General features: G+C 71.8%; 11 protein-coding genes. 3 read left to right on the forward strand and 8 right to left on the reverse strand.

Annotation, left to right across the window (positions count from 1 at the left end; translation table 11 throughout):
• Positions 1 to 59 precede the first annotated feature (59 nt).
• A complete protein-coding gene (gene mmsB, locus B085_RS0106250) occupies positions 60 to 1,358 on the reverse strand; it encodes a multiple monosaccharide ABC transporter permease (RefSeq protein ID WP_018557707.1) in 1,299 nt (432 codons plus the stop codon).
• Positions 1,355 to 2,902: a multiple monosaccharide ABC transporter ATP-binding protein gene (gene mmsA, locus B085_RS0106255; protein WP_018557708.1), complete on the reverse strand. Its 1,548-nt coding sequence runs from the start codon at positions 2,900 to 2,902 to the stop codon at positions 1,355 to 1,357. The genes mmsB and mmsA overlap by 4 nt, the downstream gene beginning before the upstream one ends.
• A gap of 265 nt (positions 2,903 to 3,167) precedes the next feature.
• Between mmsA and B085_RS0106260 the strand changes: the two genes are divergently transcribed.
• The gene (locus B085_RS0106260; RefSeq protein ID WP_018557709.1) at positions 3,168 to 4,358 is read left to right on the forward strand and encodes an ROK family transcriptional regulator; all 1,191 of its coding nucleotides are present in this window, start codon (positions 3,168 to 3,170) and stop codon (positions 4,356 to 4,358) included.
• 229 nt (positions 4,359 to 4,587) lie between these two features.
• On the opposite strand, the gene B085_RS0106265 is transcribed toward B085_RS0106260, so the two are convergent.
• Both B085_RS0106265 and B085_RS0106270 read right to left on the reverse strand, forming a co-directional pair.
• On the reverse strand, positions 4,588 to 5,940 hold the full coding sequence (locus B085_RS0106265; RefSeq protein ID WP_018557710.1) for a sensor histidine kinase: 1,353 nt from the start codon (positions 5,938 to 5,940) through the stop codon (positions 4,588 to 4,590).
• Positions 5,937 to 6,596 (reverse strand): response regulator transcription factor, encoded by a 660-nt coding sequence (locus tag B085_RS0106270; protein ID WP_018557711.1) that lies wholly within the window; start codon positions 6,594 to 6,596, stop codon positions 5,937 to 5,939. Before B085_RS0106270 ends, B085_RS0106265 begins: the two co-directional genes overlap by 4 nt.
• Before the next feature lie 112 nt (positions 6,597 to 6,708).
• On the opposite strand from B085_RS0106270, the gene B085_RS41455 reads away from it, so the two are divergent.
• Positions 6,709 to 7,284 carry a PepSY domain-containing protein gene (locus tag B085_RS41455; RefSeq protein ID WP_018557712.1) on the forward strand — a complete coding sequence of 192 codons (576 nt, stop codon included), beginning with the start codon at positions 6,709 to 6,711 and terminating at the stop codon, positions 7,282 to 7,284.
• A 20-nt stretch (positions 7,285 to 7,304) separates the two neighbouring features.
• Here B085_RS41455 and B085_RS0106280 read toward each other — a convergent pair whose 3' ends face one another.
• The 3 genes from B085_RS0106280 to B085_RS0106290 form a co-directional block, all read right to left on the reverse strand.
• Positions 7,305 to 7,928, reverse strand: a complete 624-nt coding sequence (locus B085_RS0106280) for a histidine phosphatase family protein (protein WP_018557713.1) — start codon at positions 7,926 to 7,928, stop codon at positions 7,305 to 7,307.
• Between the two features lie 89 nt (positions 7,929 to 8,017).
• Positions 8,018 to 8,395, reverse strand: coding sequence for a hypothetical protein (locus B085_RS45485; RefSeq protein WP_158689672.1), 378 nt, complete (start codon positions 8,393 to 8,395; stop codon positions 8,018 to 8,020).
• 95 nt (positions 8,396 to 8,490) lie between these two features.
• Positions 8,491 to 9,501: a hypothetical protein gene (locus B085_RS0106290; protein WP_018557715.1), complete on the reverse strand. Its 1,011-nt coding sequence runs from the start codon at positions 9,499 to 9,501 to the stop codon at positions 8,491 to 8,493.
• A gap of 251 nt (positions 9,502 to 9,752) precedes the next feature.
• Here B085_RS0106290 and B085_RS0106295 point away from each other — a divergent pair, with 251 nt between their 5' ends.
• Complete coding sequence (locus B085_RS0106295; protein ID WP_078619776.1) at positions 9,753 to 13,505, forward strand: S8 family serine peptidase; 3,753 nt, start codon at positions 9,753 to 9,755, stop codon at positions 13,503 to 13,505.
• A 418-nt stretch (positions 13,506 to 13,923) separates the two neighbouring features.
• Here B085_RS0106295 and B085_RS0106300 read toward each other — a convergent pair whose 3' ends face one another.
• Positions 13,924 to 17,202 carry a GH92 family glycosyl hydrolase gene (locus B085_RS0106300; protein WP_018557717.1) on the reverse strand — a complete coding sequence of 1,093 codons (3,279 nt, stop codon included), beginning with the start codon at positions 17,200 to 17,202 and terminating at the stop codon, positions 13,924 to 13,926.
• Positions 17,203 to 17,332 lie beyond the last annotated feature (130 nt).

Raw genomic sequence — 17,332 nt, forward strand, 5'->3', positions numbered from 1 at the left:
GTGATGCGGTGAGAGACGAGCGCCGCCTGTGCGGCACCCTGGGGGGTACTGCCGGTCGGTCAGCCTGCGACCGGAGCCTTGTCGGGGTCGGAGGCCGGGTTCGGCGGGTCGACCGGTGCGGACGTCTCGTTCTGGCGGAACGGACGCATCAGGGTGCCGATGATCGAGAAGCGACCCTGGCTCTTGCTGTAGACGTCGAACGCGACGGCGAGGAGGAGGACCAGGCCCTTGATGATCTGAACCATGTCCGAGCCCACGCCCTCCAGTTGGAGGCCGTTGTTGAGCAGCGCCATGACCAGACCGCCGACGATGGAGCCGCTGATGGTGCCGAGACCACCGGACACCGCGGCGCCGCCGATGAAGACGGCCGCGATGGCGTCGAGTTCCCAGCTCAGACCGTCCTGCGGGCCGGATGCCGCGGAACGGGCCACGAAGATCATGCCGGCGAGCGCGGCCAGCACGGACATGTTCATCATGACCAGGAAGTTGACGCGCCGGAGCTTGACGCCGGACAGTTCGGCCGCGCGGGAGTTGCCTCCGACGGCGTAGATGTGCCGGCCCCCGATGGTGTTGCGGGTGTAGTACGAGTACGCGAGCACCAGGGCGATCAGGATGATGCCGGAGATCGGGAAGCTGGTGCCGATCCGGCCGCCGGCGAAGCGCAGTGTGGTGAAGATGATGATGCCCACCATCACGGCCAGGCGGATCCCCGTCACCCACAGCGGCGCGGCGTCGGCGTGCATGACGCGCCGGGTCTGCCGGGCCCGCCACTCGCGCCAGACCACGCCCGCGCAGGCGAGCAGGCCGAGCAGCAGCGTCAGGTTGTTGTAGCCGGTGTCCGGGCCGACCTCGGGCAGGAAGCCGGCACCGATGTCACGGAACCCGGTGGGGACCGGCACGGTGTCCGCGTTGCCGATGTACTGGTTGCCGCCGCGGAACAGGAGCATGCCGGCCAGGGTGACGATGAACGCCGGCACTCCCACGTAGGCGACCCAGAAGCCCTGCCAGGCACCGATCGCCGCGCCGACGAGCAGGCCGAGCAGGATGCCCACCGGCCAGGGGAGCGAGTGCTCCTGCATCGTCTTGGCGACCACGATCCCGGTGAACGCGGCCACCGAGCCGACCGAGAGGTCGATGTGCCCGGCGACGATCACCATCAGCATGCCGATGGCCAGGATCAGGATGTAGGAGTACTGGCTGACCACGGCGATGAGGTTGCCGGAGGTCAGCGTCAGTCCCCCCGTCCAGATCTGGAACAGGAGCACGATCGCGACGAGCGTGGCGATCATGCCGAACTGGCGGGCGTTGGAGGCCGTGCCCCCGAAGAGGTTCTTCTGCAGGTCTGAGATGCGGCTCATGGGCTCGGTGTCTTCTTCATAGAGGTCATCTGTTTCATGAGGAGTTCCGGGTTCGCGTCGCGGCGCGTCACCTCACCGGTGATGGCGCCCTCGAACACCGTGTAGATGCGGTCGCACAGTCCGATGAGCTCGGGCAGCTCCGAGGAGATGACGATGACGCCCTTGCCCTCGCCCACCAGTCGCTGGATGATCCCGTAGATCTCGTACTTGGCACCCACGTCGATGCCGCGGGTGGGCTCGTCGAGGATGAGCAGGTCGGGGTCGGTGAACATCCACTTGGCCAGGACGACCTTCTGCTGGTTGCCGCCGGAGAGCTTGACGACCTCCTCGTCGACGCCGGGGGTCTTGATCCGCAGGCTCTGGCGGTACTCCTCGGCGATCCGGTGCTCGCGCACCGGGTCGATGACCTGGTGGCGGGAGATCTTCGAGAGCTTGGCGGCGACCATCGAGGTCTTGATGTCGTCCAGCAGGTTGAGGCCGATCGACTTGCGGTCCTCGCTGACGTAGGCGAGGCCGTGCCGGATGGCCTCCGAGACCGTCTTGAGGTGGATCTCCTTGCCGTCCTTGAAGACCCGTCCCGACAGGAAGGTGCCGTAGGAGCGGCCGAACAGGCTCATCGCGAGTTCGGTGCGTCCGGCGCCCATGAGGCCGGCGAAGCCGACGATCTCACCGCGCCGCACCGTGAAGGTGGAGCCCTTGCACACGAGCCGTTCCTCGGAGGCGGGGTGCCGCACGGTCCAGTCGCGGACCTCGAAGAACACCTCCCCGATGTCGGGCGTGTGGTCGGGGAACCGGCTGTCGAGCTCCCGGCCGACCATGCCGCGCACGATGCGGTCCTCGTTCACACCGTCGGCCTCGACGTCCAGGCTCTCGATCGTCCGCCCGTCGCGCAGGATGGTGATGGTGTCGGCGACCGCCTCGATCTCGTTCAGCTTGTGCGAGATCATGATCGAGGTGATGCCGCGGTCCCGGAAGCCGCGCAGCAGGTCGAGCAGGTGCTGCGAGTCCGTCTCGTTCAGGGCCGCGGTCGGCTCGTCGAGGATGAGCAGCTTCACGTCCTTGGCGAAGGCCTTGGCGATCTCGACGAGTTGCTGCTTGCCGACGCCGATGTCCTTGACGAGCGTGTCCGGGTCCTCCTTGAGGCCGACCTGCTCCATCAGCTCCAGCGCCCGGTGCTGTGCGGCCTTCCAGTCGATCGAGCCGCGCTTGCGCGGCTCGTTGCCGAGGAAGATGTTCTCCGTGATCGACATGCCGGGGACCAGCGCCAGTTCCTGGTGGATGATGACGATGCCGGCCTGCTCGCTGGCCCGGATGTCGTGGAACCTGACGGTGTCGCCCCGGTAGACGATCTCACCGGTGTAACTGCCGTGCGGGTGGACGCCGCTCAGCACCTTCATGAGGGTGGACTTGCCTGCGCCGTTCTCGCCGCAGATCGCGTGGATCTCCCCCTCCTTCACCACCAGGTTGACGTCCGCGAGCGCCGTCACGCCGGGGAACGTCTTGGTGATGGACCGCATCTCCAGCAGTACCGGGGTGCTGCTCATGCGCGGAGCTCCACGCCGCGGACGCCGCGCAGATCACGCGGGCCCGCCTCCCCAGGGATGCGACATTTCGTGGACATCAACTTGCCTCCGATGACACTGCGCCGTGCCTCCGTGCCGGACCTGTTACGGCTTGGGCACCGGACTTTAAATCCATTTGTTTTACTAAGTCAACGCCCTTGCGCGGTATCGTCATTGCGGCAAGAGAGGAACGCGCGTGCGGCAAGCAGGAACAAACCTCCCCAAAGTCGGGCGGTACAACCGGGCGGTGGTCCTGGACCAGATCCAACTCGCCGACGGGATCAGCCGGGTCGAGATCGCCCAGAAGACGGGACTGACCCCGCAGACCGTCTCGGGGATCGTGCGCCGTCTGCTGGACGAGGGGATCGTGCGCGAGGACGGGGCCAGCCGGGGCGCCGGCGGCGGCAAGCCCCGCACCACCCTGCGGGTCAACGCGGACGCGGGCAACGCCGTCGGGCTCGTCTTCGACCCGGTCGAACTCACCTGCTCCGTGGTCGACCTGCTGGGACGTCCGCTGGTCGTCAAACGGCGGCCCACACCCCCCGGCACCGATCCGACACACGTGGTGGCCGCCATGGCCGACCTGGTCGCCGAGGTGCTTGCCGAGGCCGACGTGCCGCTCGGCAACGTCCTGGGGCTGGGCCTGGCCACCCCCGGGCCGATCGACCAGCGGAACGGCATGATCGTCGCCCCGCCGCAGCTCGCGCACTGGACCCGGGTGCCGCTGCAGCAGATGCTCGGCGACGCCACCGGCCTTCCGGTGACCCTCGACAACGACGCCACCGCCGCCGCGGTCGGCGAGCGCTGGTCGGGCGCGGGCCGGGGCGTGGCGAACTTCGCCTACCTGTTCTTCGGCACCGGCATCGGCGGCGGACTGGTCCTCAACCACCAGGTGTACCGCGGTGGTTCGCTCAACGCCGGCGAGTTCGGCCATTCCACGGTGGTGTCGGACGGTCCTGAGTGCTACTGCGGCAACCGGGGCTGCCTGGAAGGGCTGGCGAACCCGTCCGCGATCGTGGCCGAGACGCACCGCCGCCTCATCGGCGATCCCGGAGGCAGCATGCTGTCACCGGCGTTCGGCCGGGACCCTGCCTCCGTCGACCACGCCGCGGTCCAGCTCGCGGCGGGAGCCGGTGACCCGGTCGCGGCCGCGGTCATCGACGAGGCCGCGCAGCACGTGGCCACGGTCGCGGTGACGATCGCCAACTTCATCGACGTGGACCTGATCATCCTCGGCGGTCACGGCATCCAGCACGTGGAGTCCCGCTACGTCGGCGCGGTCGCCTCCGCACTGACCGCGAGACCCCTGGCCCGGCACATCCGCGTCGTCCAGGTCGAGGCCTCCCCGCTCGGCGCCGACGCGGCCGTCGTGGGCAGCGCCGCACTCGTGCTGCACGCCACCTTCTCGCCGCAGTTGTCGTCGCTCGTCCTGGACTGACGGAGGGCGGACGACGGGGCGCACGGCGGCGCGCACGGCGGGAGTTCCACGAGGGGTGACGTCAGCGTGCCGGCGCGCCGATGAGGCGCTCGACCGCCGCCAGGTACCCGGCGGCGTCCCGTTCGGGATCCCAGGCGCTGTGCAGCGCCAGCCCCTGGTAGATCGCGACGACCAGCAGGAAGGGCAGGGCCGCGACGGCCAGGCGGCGGGGCCGGCCCCGCGCCTGCCGTCACGCCAGAGGCAGCCTGACCCGCAGCAACGCCCCGCCCTGCGGGGCCGATCCGGCGTCGGCGTGGCCGCCGTGCCGGTGGACGATGTCACGGACGATCGCCAGGCCGAGCCCTGCGCCTCCCGCGTCGCGGGTGCGTGACTCGTCCAGCCGGATGAAGCGGTCGAAAACGCGTTCCCGGTCTGCCTCCGGGATGCCCGGGCCGTCGTCGGTCACCTCCAGCACGGCCCACCGGGCGTCGCGGGAGACACGCACCGCGACGGAAGCGGTCGCGTGACGGCGGGCGTTGTCCAGGAGGTTGTCCAGGACGCGTTCCAGCCCCTGCCGGTCACCGCGGACCGTCACCGCCTGCGGGGCCTCGACGGTCACGGGCACCGCGCCCGAGCGCAGCGCGCCCCTCTCGCGGGCCAGTTCGTCCAGGGCCACCGGTTCCATGGGGGTCTCCTCCCCCGCGTCGAAGCGGGCGAGCAGGAGGAGGTCGGAGGCGAGCGCCTGGAGCCTCGTGACGTCGTCCACCGCGCTGTCCAGGTCCAGCAGGGCCGGGTGGGCGGCCGCCACCTCCAGTTCGGTGCGCAGCGCCGCGATCGGGCTGCGCAGTTCGTGAGAGGCGTCGGCCACGAAGCGCCGTTGCCTTTCGACGGCGGCCTGCAGGGCCGTGAGCGTCTCGTTGGTGGCCCGCGCCAGCCGGGCCACCTCGTCGCGGGCCGGCGGCACGGGCACCCTGCGGGACAGGTCGGTACTGGAGGTGATCGCCTCCATCTCGGCGCGGATGGCGTCGACGGGGCGCAGCGCGTTGCGTGCGCCGAGCCAGGTCACCGTCCAGACCACGGCGAGCATCACGGGCAGGCCGGCCAGCAGGAAGACGGCCGCCGTGCGGACGGCGTCCTGTTCGGCGGAGAGGGAGGCGCCCGCGGTGACGGTCCAGCGCTCGCCGTCGCGCTCCCCCGAGAGGACGGCGAACCGGTACGACGCCTGCCTGCCGTCCACCATCGCGGTCCCCGTGCCGTACTCCGCCTCGGTGTCGGCCTCGGTCCCGGTGTCGCCGTCGTCGTCCCGGTCCGGCACCGGCGCACCGGTGATCCGCCGGACGTCCTCCCCGGACGCGAGGAGGGTGCCGCCGCCGTCGGTGACCTGGACCGGGTACTCGTCGCCGTCCGGCAGGTCGAGGCGGTCGTACGGGGTCCCGGCGGCGATCCGCGCGGCGACCTCGCGCGCGGCTACCTCGGCCCGCAGGCCGGCCTGCCCGGTGAGGTTCGCCCGCAGGGCGAGGACGAGGCCGAGGCCCGCGAGGACCAGGGCGACGCCCACCACCGCGGTCGCGGACAGTGCCGTGCGGGCGCGGACCGACCTCATCCGGCCTCCAGCACGTACCCGGCGCCGCGGACGGTGCGGATGGTGGCGGCCCCGAGTTTGCGGCGCAGCGCGCTGACGTACACCTCGACGATGTTGGGGTCGCCGCTGTAGGCGAAGTCCCACACGTGCTCGATGATGTCGGCCTTGGTGACCACCTCGCCGGCGTTGAGCACCAGGTGCTCCAGTACGGCGAACTCCCGCGCCGTGAGCGGGATCTCGGTCCCGTCGCGGGTGACCCTGCGGCGGCCCGGCTCGACGGTCAGCGCGCCGACGGTCACGACGGGTGAGCCGCCGTGGGAGCGCCGCCGCAGCAGCGCGCGGACCCGGGCCAGGAGCACGACGTAGGCGAAGGGCTTCGTCAGGTAGTCGTCGGCGCCGGTGTCCAGGCCCTCCGCCTCGTCGTACACCCCGTCCTTGGCGGTCAGCATCAGGATCGGGGTGTCGTCGCCCGCGGCCCGCAGGGCGGCGCAGACGCGGTAGCCGCTCATGCCGGGCAGCATGATGTCCAGCAGGATCAGGTCGTAGGCCTGCTGCGCGGCCTGGTGCAGCGCCTCCACGCCGTCGTGCACCACGTCGACACCGAAGCCCTCGGCTGTCAGCCCCTTCGCCAGCGAGGCGGCAAGGCTGCGCTCGTCCTCCACGATCAGCAGGCGCATGGGTACAGGGTGCCAAAACGCTCCTGAGGATTCCTTCAGGATCCTTCAGCGTGGCTTCAGGTGCCGCGGGCGACGGTGGTGGTCGTCGGAACACCTACAGAAGGACACCATCATGAGGCGCAAGACGCTGATCGCCACCGCGGCCGCCGTCGCCGTCCTGGCCGGAACGGGCGGCGTCGCGGCGGCCACCATGGCGGACGACGACCGTCAGCGGCCCGCCGCCGTGGCCGCCGACGACCGCGACACCCGCGACGCGGGCGACGACAAGCCCCGCGACGGCGGCACCCGTACGGTGAGCCTCGCCGACGCGGTCACCGCGGCGCGGGCCGAGGCCCCGGGCACCGTGGTGTCGGCGGAACTGGACGAGGACCGCGGACGCACCGAATGGGAGGTCGAGACGCTCGCCGGGGACGGCACCTGGCACGAGGTGACGATCGACGCCGCGAACGGCAAGGTCGTCGCCACCCGCGAGGAGCAGGACCAGGAGGACGCCGACGAGGCCCGGGACGCACTGCGCGGCTCACGCACCGATCTCGTGGAGGCGGCCAAGGCGGCCGCCGGCGCCCGCCCCGGTACGGTCACCTCCGTCTCACTGGACGACGACACCCGCGCCTGGGAGGTCGAACTGACCGGGAACGGCGCCGAGTACGAGGTCCGCGTCGATCCGGCCACCGGCGACACCGCCTGACGCGGGGCCGGGCGGCGGCCTCAGATCCGCCCCCCGGGTGGGAAGCCCGTCCAGCGCAGTTCCTCCGGCAGGTGGCGCATGTCGTTCTGGACCAGGACCGACACGGGCCGCCCCGGCGTGTAGCGGATGACGGTGAGGGCCGCGTTGGCCTGGTTCACACCGAGCCACCGCCATGCCGGGGCGTCCATGGCATGCCTCACCAGCCAGCCCACCAGGAAGTTGTGGGTGACGACCAGTTCGTGCCGCTCCCCGTCGCCCTCGGCGGGGCCGGTGAACTGCTCCAGCGCGCGCAGGGCCAGCGAGGGACCGAGCGCGCGCTCCTCCGCCGTGGTGCCCTCCAGGAAGCGCAGGAGGTGGTCGGCGCTGTCGGGGGGCAGTTCCTCCCGCCGCGGGAAGTACGGGACGTAGTCGCCGGCGGTCTCCGAGACGCGGAGGTCGGCACCGTCCAGGTGCTCCCCGATCAGGGCCGCCGTCTGCGCGGCCCTGGGCAGCGGGCCGTGGTGGACCACAGATATCGGCAGGTCGGCCAGCCTGCGGCCGAGCAGGGCCGCCTGGCGGCGCCCGTCGTCCGACAGCCCGCTCTCGTCCGGCAGGGCCTCTCCGTGCCGGACCAGATAGAGGTAACGTGTGGCCGCAGCCGCCATGCCCGGGCTCCTTCGCGAAGCGTCATGATCGTGTGGTCGACCCTGGGCACGACGCCGCGGACGCCGTCCCGGTTCCCGCGGGCGGAGCGTCAGGGGAGCAGGGCGCCCCGGTAGATCCCGGTGCGCAGCGGCGCGTGCATCATGGCGGAGGGTTCGTGGCGGAACATCCGCTCGGCGATGGCGTAGTCGCCCATGAGGTCCATCACGAACGGCGTCGAGTCCCAGGCGAGGGTCATGAGCGCCGTTCCCGCGTTCTTCCGGAAGGTCATGGACCCGTGGGGCGCGTTGCCCGCGGCCAGGGCGAGGGCGCTCTCCCACGAGCCGCCGGACCGGACGATGGCGCGGACCTCCGCCGCCCGGTGGTCGGGCACCAGGGACTCGTGACGCCGCACGGCCTCCTCGAACGTTCCCGGCGGCGGGACGTCCAACCCGGTGACGCCGTAGTCGACCGATCGCGTCCGGGGCACCCGGACCACCTCGGACGGCGCGGCACACCGCCGCGCCCTCCTCCCATCGTCCCCCTGCGGCGTATCGGCGCGAGTCCGTGCTCTCACCTGCGTGCTCACACCCAGTTGCGCCGGGCCGCCGCGACGCCCGCGCCGAACCGGTTGGTGGTGCCCAGTTCCGTGTAGAGATCCTGGATCCGCCGGCGCAGGGTGCGCGTCGAGACGCCGAACTGGCGGGCGATGGCATCGTCCTTGACGCCGGCGGCGAAGAGCGCGAGCAGGTTCCGCTCCTCGTCGGTGGGTTCGCGCACCGGGTCGCCCGGGTCGCCCGGGGGGTACGGCTGCGGCGCCGGCGGCTGCTGGGCGCCCGGTCCGGCCAGCGGGGCGGCACCGGCCCAGTAGCGCTCGAAGAGCTCGGTCAGGGCCTCCAGCAACGGAGGCGCCTCGGTGTAGAGGGTGTCGGTGCTGTCGGGGCCCAGGCTCAGCGAGACCATGGCCGCCGAGCGGTCCGCCATCGTCAGCTTGACGGGCAGCGAGGACACGACCCTGGCCTCCTCGCCGCGCGACACGAGACTGCCCAGTTCCTGCCCGCCGCCGTCCTCGTCGAAGCTGGCGGCCGCGTAGACGACCCGCACCCGCACGCCGCGGCGTACGGCGGCCTCGTCGAGCGGCCCGTTCGGAGCGAAGAGGAAGGGCGGCCGGGCCAGGCCGCAGATCTCGTACGTGGCGGCCTGGTGCAACCGGTAGTAGCAGTCCCCGACTTCCTCGGGACCGCTGATCGTCCGGGTGGCGGGCTCGCCGGCGCTGGACCGCCTGGCCTCGTCGAACAGCGCGCCGAGCGGCCCGGTGGCGTCGCGTATGGCGGCCAGCTGGCGTTCGCGGGACTCCACCAGTGCCCGCAGCGCGTGCCGCGGATCCACGGTCAGGTACTCGCCGGAGGAGCGGCGGCTCAGCAGTCCGGAGTGGTGCAGGCGTTCCAGCAGGGCCACCGCCGCTCCGGTGCCCAGCCCGAACGCCGCGGTGACGTCGTCGGCCGTGCCGCCACCGCGCGCGAGCAGACCGCGGTAGACGGCCTCCGCCGCCGCGTCGAGTCCGACCAGCTCCAAGGGTACGGCGGCGTCCGTCATCGTTCTCCACCTCGTTCTTCCTGCGCGTGAGCGAATTGACGTCATATCGGCAACGTGTGACAGGTGTGCCGCGGCACGGCGACCGCTCACACCGTGCAGTGTGTCTCGCTTGCCGATCATTGCGCCAATTTGCGCTCTGTCCACTTGGTGACATGGCACAGAAGTGCCAAAGGGCCGCCTTTACAGGGATCCGAACGGATGGCTGACTGCGTTCAACCCCAGCCCATCGATTCCATGAGGTTCCCTTGCGCATGCCTCCGTCCCGCAGACGCGGGTTGACAGCCGCCGTCGCCGCCCTGGTGGTGCTGACGGCCACGGGTCCGGTCGCGTCCGCCGACCCTTCGGCGACGTCCCCCTCCCCCACCGCGACCGGCGCCGCTCCCGCGGCCGCGCGCACCGTCACGCTGATCACCGGTGACAAGGTCACCGTGACCGGGAACGGCCGCACCGAGTCCGTCACCTCGGTCACCGGCCCCAACGGCAGGACCGCCGGCGCCCACGTGATGTCGGTGGGCCCGGACACCTACGTGTACCCCGACGCCGCGGTGCCCTACATCGCGTCAGGAGCCCTGGACGAGGGGCTCTTCAACATCACCGCGCTGCTGGCGGACGGCTACGACGACGCCCGCACCGACCGGCTGCCGCTCATCGTGACCTACACCGATGCCGCGGCACGCTCCCGCACCGCGAAGACCCCGGCGGGCGCGCGCAGGACGCTGACGCTCGACAGCATCCAGGGCGCGGCGATCTCCGCCGAGCACGACCGGGCGGCGGACTTCTGGTCCTCGCTGACCGGCACCGGGGCGAGGGCCGCCGGGACGGCCGCGAAGGCGGCGGACGGCGCTCGACTGGCCGGCGGCGTCGCCAAGGTGTGGCTGGACGGCAAGGTCAAGGCCACGCTGTCCGACACGACGGCGCAGATCGGCGCCCCGGAGGTGTGGGGCGGCGGGGACACCGGGCAGGGCGTGGACGTCGCCGTGCTCGACACCGGCATCGACGCCGCGCACCCGGACTTCGCCGGCCGCATAGCGGCGACGCAGAGCTTCGTGCCCGACCAGGACGTCACCGACCGGCACGGCCACGGCACCCACGTCGCCTCCACCGTCGCCGGGACCGGCGCCGCCTCAGGCGGCACGGAGAAGGGTGTCGCCCCTGGTGCGTCCCTGCACATCGGCAAGGTCCTGGACAACGACGGCAGCGGCCAGGACTCCTGGATCCTCGCCGGCATGGAATGGGCCGCCCGCGACCAGCACGCCAAGGTCGTCAGCATGAGCCTGGGCGGCGGGGCCACCGACGGCACCGATCCGCTCAGCGAGGCGGTGAACCGGCTCAGCGAGGAGACCGGGGCGCTGTTCGTCATCGCGGCGGGCAACTCGGGCCCCTCGCCCTACACCGTGAGCGCCCCCGGTGCCGCCGACGCGGCGCTGACGGTGGGCGCGGTCAACGGCCCCGGCAAGGGGGTGGACCAGCTCGCCGAGTTCTCCAGCCGTGGCCCGCGCGTGGGCGACAACGCCGTCAAGCCCGATCTGACCGGCCCGGGTGTGAACGTGCTGGCGGCGCGCTCGCAGTACGCGCCGGAGGGCGAGGGCGCCTACCAGACGATGAGCGGCACCTCGATGGCGACGCCGCACGTGGCGGGCGCCGCGGCCCTCCTGGCCGCCGAGCACCCGGACTGGACGGGGCGGCAGCTCAAGGACGCGCTGATCAGCACCACGGCGAGCACCATCGACAGGTTCAGCCCCTTCGAGTCCGGCAGCGGGCGCGTGGACGTCGCCGCCGCCGTGAAGGCCACGCTGGTCGCCTCCGGTGACGCCTACGCGCAGACCCACTACCCGTACACGCCGGGTCAGACGGTCCGCAAGGACGTCACCTACACCAACTCGGGCGCCGAACCCGTCACCGTGGACCTGGCCCTGCGCCCGGGTCAGCTGCCCGAGGGACTGTTCACCCTCAGCGACTCGCGGCTGACCGTGCCCGCGCACGGCACCGCCTCCGTCGGCGTCATCACCCACCTCGACGCCGCCGAGGACAACGGCGCCTATGCCACCCGCCTCGTCGCCACCGACACCGACGGCGCGACCCTGGCCCGCACCACGGTCGGGGTGAACAAGGAGGGCCGCCGGACCGTACTGACGGTCACGGCGAAGGACCGGCGCGGCAAGGCCCTGCCCGGCACCCTCATCCTCAAGGACGTGGAGCGCAACACCGCCCCCAAGGCGTTCGCCGTCGACGCCTCGGGCCGCATGGACCTGCGCCTGCCCCCGAGCACCTACTCGGCGTGGTTGAACGCGGACGTGCCCGGCATCGACGGCACGCACACGCTGGGCTTCGCGATGTTCTCGGCGCCGCAGATCGACCTCGACGCCGACCGCACCGTCAGCTTCGACGCCGCGGACCTGCGCAAGGCCGCCGCCGTGACGCCGCAGCCGACCGCCAACCAGTTCATGCGCGTCGACCAGTACCGCTCCAACGGCGACCTGTACCCGTTCATGGACAGCTACATGCCGCAGTACTGGCTGTACGACAGCCTCTGGGTGACCCCGACTCCCAAGGTGAGCACGGGTTCCTACCACTTCGCGACCCGCTGGCGGCAGATCCAGGCGCCGCTGACGTTCTCCTCCGGCTCGCACACCTACGGCGACGTCACCATCCAGAGCCTGTCGCCCAAGCTGCCGGACGGCACGGGCACCTACCGGGCGGTCTGGGCGGGTGACGGCTCCGCGGCCGACTTCCGCAAGGTCAAGGTGCGCGGCCAGGTGGCCGTCGTCCGTCGCAGCGACAGCGTGTCGGCCCCGGACCAGGCCGCCGCCGCGGCGAAGGCCGGCGCACGCCAGCTGCTGATCCTGAACGACGGCTACGGCAAGTACGACCCCTGGGCCGACCTGCCCGAGGGCGCCCCGCTGCCCGTGGCCTCGCTCGGCACCGACGACAGCGCGCGGCTGCTGAGCCGGCTCCGCAAGCCCGGCACCGCGACGCTGAAGGTGGTCTCGCACCCGTACCCCCGCTACGCCTACGACCTGATCCGCCACAACGACGGGGCGGTCCCGAAGGACCCGTCCTACCGGCCCGGCCCCGGCGAACTGGCGCGCATCGACGAGTCGTTCCGCAACACCAAGCAGGGCAGGGCCGTGGCGTACCGCGAGGACGTCTCGGTCATCGGCAACCGGCCCACGCTCGTCGATGCGACGCAGGTCGCGGCCCAGGGCGCCCTCACCTCGTGGGTCACGGCGGGTGAGCGCTGGATCTCCGCGGCCGCCATGCCCGATCTCGGCCAGCGGGGCGTCATCCGCACGTACAAGGCGCGCAGCACGGCCAGTGAGACCTGGTTCGCGCCGATCCAGCGCCCGCGGGCGCTCAACGACGGCATCAGCTGGACGGCCCCCTTCCGGGTCGGCGACATCATCAGCACGTCCAGCCTGCCGGCCTGGGGCGACTCCGGCGGTCACGCGGGCGTGACGTGGGCCGACGGCGACACGTCGAAGATCTCGCTGTACCAGGGCGACGAGCTGCTCGGAGAGGACTACAACGAGCGGATCATCACGGCCGAGGAGCTTTCGCCCGACCCGCGGCCCTACCGGATCGTGGTGGAGGGCAAGCGGAACCTGCCGGACCGTCCGTACTCGACCCGCACCCGGACCGAGTGGGGCTTCGTCTCCAGCACCACGGACTACACGACGCTCACCCCCCTGCCGCTGGTCCAGCTCGACTACGCGGTGGCCACCGACCTGTCCGGCAAGGCGCAGCGGCGGACCGGGCTGACGGTCACCGCCTCGCACCTGAAGGGCGCGGCGGACGCCGGGGCGATCCGCACGGTGACCCTGGAGGTGTCGTACGACGACGGCGCCACCTGGCGCAAGGCGACGCTGCGGCAGTCGGGCAACGGCTGGAAGGCGCAGCTCGACGCGCCGTCGCGGGCCCGCTTCGCGAGCCTGCGGACGACGGCGCGGGACTCGAAGGGGAACAGCGTCAGCCAGACCCTGATCCGCGCCTTCGGCGTCAAGTAGCCGACGGCACGACGGACGAAGGGCCCTTGTCCCCGGTGCTGCACCGGGGACAAGGGCCCTGTCGTCGCTCGGCTTGACCTTGGTGTCGAGCCTGACGCCCACGTTCTTGAGCATCGCCGTGAACAGCTGCGCCTCGTTGGCGGCGCCTTCAACCGAGTCCGTCGCGGGCCCACGAACAATGGGTGGCCATCGCCCGACGGCTCGGAAAATATCCTCCTGCAGCCTGCATCCATACCAGGCGATCCACACCCAAAGAAATGACAATGCGCATTGCCGGACGGAAAAAGGGTTACAAGTCTTCGAGAATTCCCGCTATGACCTGCGCCACCTTATTCGACGCTTATCCGGCGCGCCGCTGCCGACAGCACGGAGGGCGGGCGCGGAATCGCTCCGCGCCCGCCCCTGGGGATCCCCCGGGTCAGTCCACCGCGAGGGTGAAGACGTGCAGGTCCGTGTCGGCCGGGAGCTTCACGCTCGTGATGGTCTTGCCGTCCGGCGCGGCGAAGGGCTTGGTGGCGAAGACGTACGTGGCCACCGGATCCTTGTCGGCGCCCGCCACGTTCCGGTACGCGGTCCTGGCGACCACCTCGTTGCCGAAGCGGACGCTGCCGCCGCCTCCTCCCACGGTCCAGTCGGTGAAGGACAGGTCGACGGAACCGGTGCTGCCGTCGGAGTAGGTGACCGTCGCCGTCGTCTGCTGGTCGCCGTTGACGGCGCTGCCGACGAACGACAACCGCGAGGCGGGAGTGGCCAGTTCGATGGTCTGGCCGGTCGCGGAGGCGTTGTCGGGGCGCCCCGCGGGCGAATCGGGCCAGGTGAAGCCGAGGCCTCCGGTGATCGTGCCCTGCGCGCCGCCGGTCAGGCCCGCCGCGGCGAGGGCCTGACGGGAGTAGCTCCAGCCGCCGCCGTCGTAGTCCGCCTCGTCGTGGTCACCAGAGTCGTCGGAGACGCCCGTGCTGTTGTACGCCGCGATGAGGGAGCCGGGAGCGGCGACCGTCAGGGACACCGGCTGCTCGTACGACGTGTCCCCGTAGGTCACCGCGACCTCGGCGTCGTAGAAGCCCTGCTTGACGTCTCCGGCGGTGGACAGGGTGATGTCCTGGGAGCCGTCCGTGAACGTCCCCTCCGCGGGGGACGCCGTGACGCCGTCGGGCACCTTCACGCGGAAGCTCACCCGCGGTGCCTGACCGCCGCTCAACGACAGGGCGCGGATGCCGACCCTGGTGCCGCCGCCCGGGGCGATCGTCGCCGTGGTGGGGCCGACGCCGACCTGGTGCGGCTGCTCGCCCTCCCGGAATGAGGGCGGCGCGTCCGCGGCGTCCGCTCCCCAGCCGCGGTCCGGGGTGCCCGACAGCGTGTAGTCGAGCCTGCCGCCGTCCTCGACGAAGGAGGCGGGCAGCCACGGCCGGTCGCTGGTGCGGCCGTCGACCTTCAGCGACCGGATGTACGGGGCGTCGGCCGCCGCGCCGGTGGCGCGTATGGAGATGTCGTTGCCGGCGGGGCGGTCGATCTCGATCCGCGGGAACAGCGGGGAGCCCAGGACGAGTTCGGCGCGGGAGGGCACCTGCGGGTACATGCCGAGGGCCGAGAAGACGTACCAGGACGACATCGCGCCGAGGTCGTCGTTGCCGGGGATGCCGCCCGGCTGCGTGGACCACAGGGCGCCCATCGCGGCCCGGACGGTCTCCTGCGTCTTGTAGGGCTTTCCGGCGTAGGCGTAGAGGTACGGCACGTTGATCGACGGCTCGTTGTCCATCTCGGACTTCCCACCGCCGCTGCCGGTGAACGCCCAGCTGCCGTCCGCCGTGTGGAAGAAGGCGTCCAGCCGGTCGAGGGCCTTGTTCCGTCCGCCCATCGCGGCGAACAGCCCGGCCGGGTCGTGCTGCACCATCCAGGTGTACTGGGCGGCCGTGCCCTCGACGAAGCCGTTGCCCGTGGCCGGGGTGAAGCCGGTGACCCAGCTGCCGTCGGCCGCGCGGTTGGCGATGTAGCCGCCGCTCGGGTCGGCCGCGAGGTTGAAGTTGTTCTGCCACCACTGGGAGCGCCGGGCGAAGTCGGCCGCCGTGCGCTTGTCCCCGGCGGCCTTGGCGAGCTGGGAGAGGGCGAAGTCGGCGCCCGACATCTCCAGGGTCTCGGCGGCGCCGCCCCAGGCGTTGGAGACGGACGGCATGTAGTGCAGCTTCAGGTACTTGTCCAGGGAGGGGCGCTGGCCCACGGAGAGGATGGGCTTGCCCGCCGGCGAAAGATCGCGCTCGGTCGGCACGGTCGCGGCCTTCACCAGGGAGTCCAGCGCGCCGCGCAGGTCGAAGTCCGTTCCGCCGAAGGCCCGGATCCCGGCGAGGGCGGCGGGCGACGGGTCGCCGTTCATGACGTGTGTGCCGGACGCGCCGTGCAGCCAGCGGTCCCAGACGCCGCCGTTCTGCCGGGCGAACTCGTACAGCGACTGGGCGATGTCGGAGCCGGTGCGCGGGCTCAGCAGGGTGAGCAGCTGGACCTGGGAGCGGTAGACGTCCCAGCCGGAGAAGGTGCCGTACTGGGCCTGGTGGCCGCGGGCGACCGTGTGGACCTCGCCGTCGCTGCCCCGGTATCTGCGGTCGCTGTCGCTGATGACGTTGGGGTGCATCATCGCGTGGTACAGCGCGGTGTAGAAGGTGGTGCGCTCGGCGTCCGTGCCGCCGCCGACCTTGATCGCGCCCAGCCGCTCGCGCCACGCGCGGCGGGCCGCGTCCCGTACGGCGTCGAAGGAGCGGTGCCGGGGGTTCTCCGCGGCGAGGTTGGCGGCGGCGCCGGCCTGGCTGACGTACGAGATGCCGACCTTGACGTTCACCGGTCCGCCGCCGGGCGCGAACTCCACCCAGCCGCCCGCGCCCTTGCCGGGAACCGGGTTCCCGCCATCGGCGAAGCCGCCGGTGCCGCCGGAGGCGCTGGTGGCTCCGGGGCTCACCTTGTCGTCCTGCCAGGTGCCGGTCGCCTTGAAGGCGCGGTCGAAGCGGGCGGTGAAGTAGAGGGTGTAGTAGGAGCGGCGGCCCTCCGGATCGAGGTAGCCGCAGAAGTTCCCGGAGGTGACGGAGCCGGAGACGGTACGGGTCTTCGGGTCGATGGTCACGGTCGAGTCCGTGGACCCGACCTCGGAGTTGGCGGTGCGGATCAGCAGGGAGGCCGGTTTGTCCGCGGGATAGGTGAAACGGCCGGAGCCCGTCCGCGTGGTGGCCGTCAGGTCCGCGGTGACGCCGGAGGACAGGCCGACCTTGTAGCGGCCGGGCTCGGCGGTCTCGTCGGCGTGCTTGAAGTCGGCGGCGTAGACGGCGTCCTTGGTGTCCGCGGCGGGCGAGGTGGTGACCTCCCCGGCGTACGGGAGGAACGGGATGTCGCCGCTGCCGCCCGCACAGCCGGTGCCCGACATGTGGGTGAGGCTGAAGCCCCGGACGCGGGGGGTGTCGTAGTGGTAACCGCCGGGCGCCGTGGTGCGGGTGGCGTCGCCGCCGGTGGTCTCGGGGCTCCAGGACAGCATGCCCTGCGGCATGACGGCGCCGGGGAAGACGTTGCCGCCGTTCCTGGTGCCGATCAGGGGGTCGACGTAGGAGGTGGGGTCCTGCACGAGATCGGGTGGCGGCGCGGCGGGCGCCGCGAGGGCGGGAGTGGCGCCGCCGACCGCCAGGACGGCGGCCAGCAGCACGGACGTCGGACGCAAGCGCATGACGCGGCCCTTCTTCTCACGGACGGGTCGCGCGCCACGGTCACACAAGCCGCGGGGACAGTAACGCGCCCCACCGGTGTCCCGGAAGACCGCCTCCGCCGCACGCCAACTCCCTTGACAACGTTGCCTC

Origin of the sequence: Streptomyces sp. BoleA5, from assembly GCF_000373665.1 — a bacterium.
Classification (GTDB): Bacteria; Actinomycetota; Actinomycetes; order Streptomycetales; family Streptomycetaceae; genus Actinacidiphila.

What these genes read in the sequence shown, in the direction of transcription:
- mmsB (WP_018557707.1), bottom strand. Translation starts at nt 1,358, where the DNA reads ATGAGCCGCATCTCAGACCTGCAGAAGAACCTCTTCGGGGGCACGGCC.
- B085_RS0106270 (WP_018557711.1), bottom strand. Translation starts at nt 6,596, where the DNA reads ATGCGCCTGCTGATCGTGGAGGACGAGCGCAGCCTTGCCGCCTCGCTG.
- mmsA (WP_018557708.1), bottom strand. Translation starts at nt 2,902, where the DNA reads ATGAGCAGCACCCCGGTACTGCTGGAGATGCGGTCCATCACCAAGACG.
- B085_RS0106290 (WP_018557715.1), bottom strand. Translation starts at nt 9,501, where the DNA reads ATGACGGACGCCGCCGTACCCTTGGAGCTGGTCGGACTCGACGCGGCG.
- B085_RS41455 (WP_018557712.1), top strand. Translation starts at nt 6,709, where the DNA reads ATGAGGCGCAAGACGCTGATCGCCACCGCGGCCGCCGTCGCCGTCCTG.
- B085_RS0106295 (WP_078619776.1), top strand. Translation starts at nt 9,753, where the DNA reads ATGCCTCCGTCCCGCAGACGCGGGTTGACAGCCGCCGTCGCCGCCCTG.
- B085_RS0106280 (WP_018557713.1), bottom strand. Translation starts at nt 7,928, where the DNA reads ATGGCGGCTGCGGCCACACGTTACCTCTATCTGGTCCGGCACGGAGAG.
- B085_RS0106265 (WP_018557710.1), bottom strand. Translation starts at nt 5,940, where the DNA reads ATGAGGTCGGTCCGCGCCCGCACGGCACTGTCCGCGACCGCGGTGGTG.
- B085_RS0106300 (WP_018557717.1), bottom strand. Translation starts at nt 17,202, where the DNA reads ATGCGCTTGCGTCCGACGTCCGTGCTGCTGGCCGCCGTCCTGGCGGTC.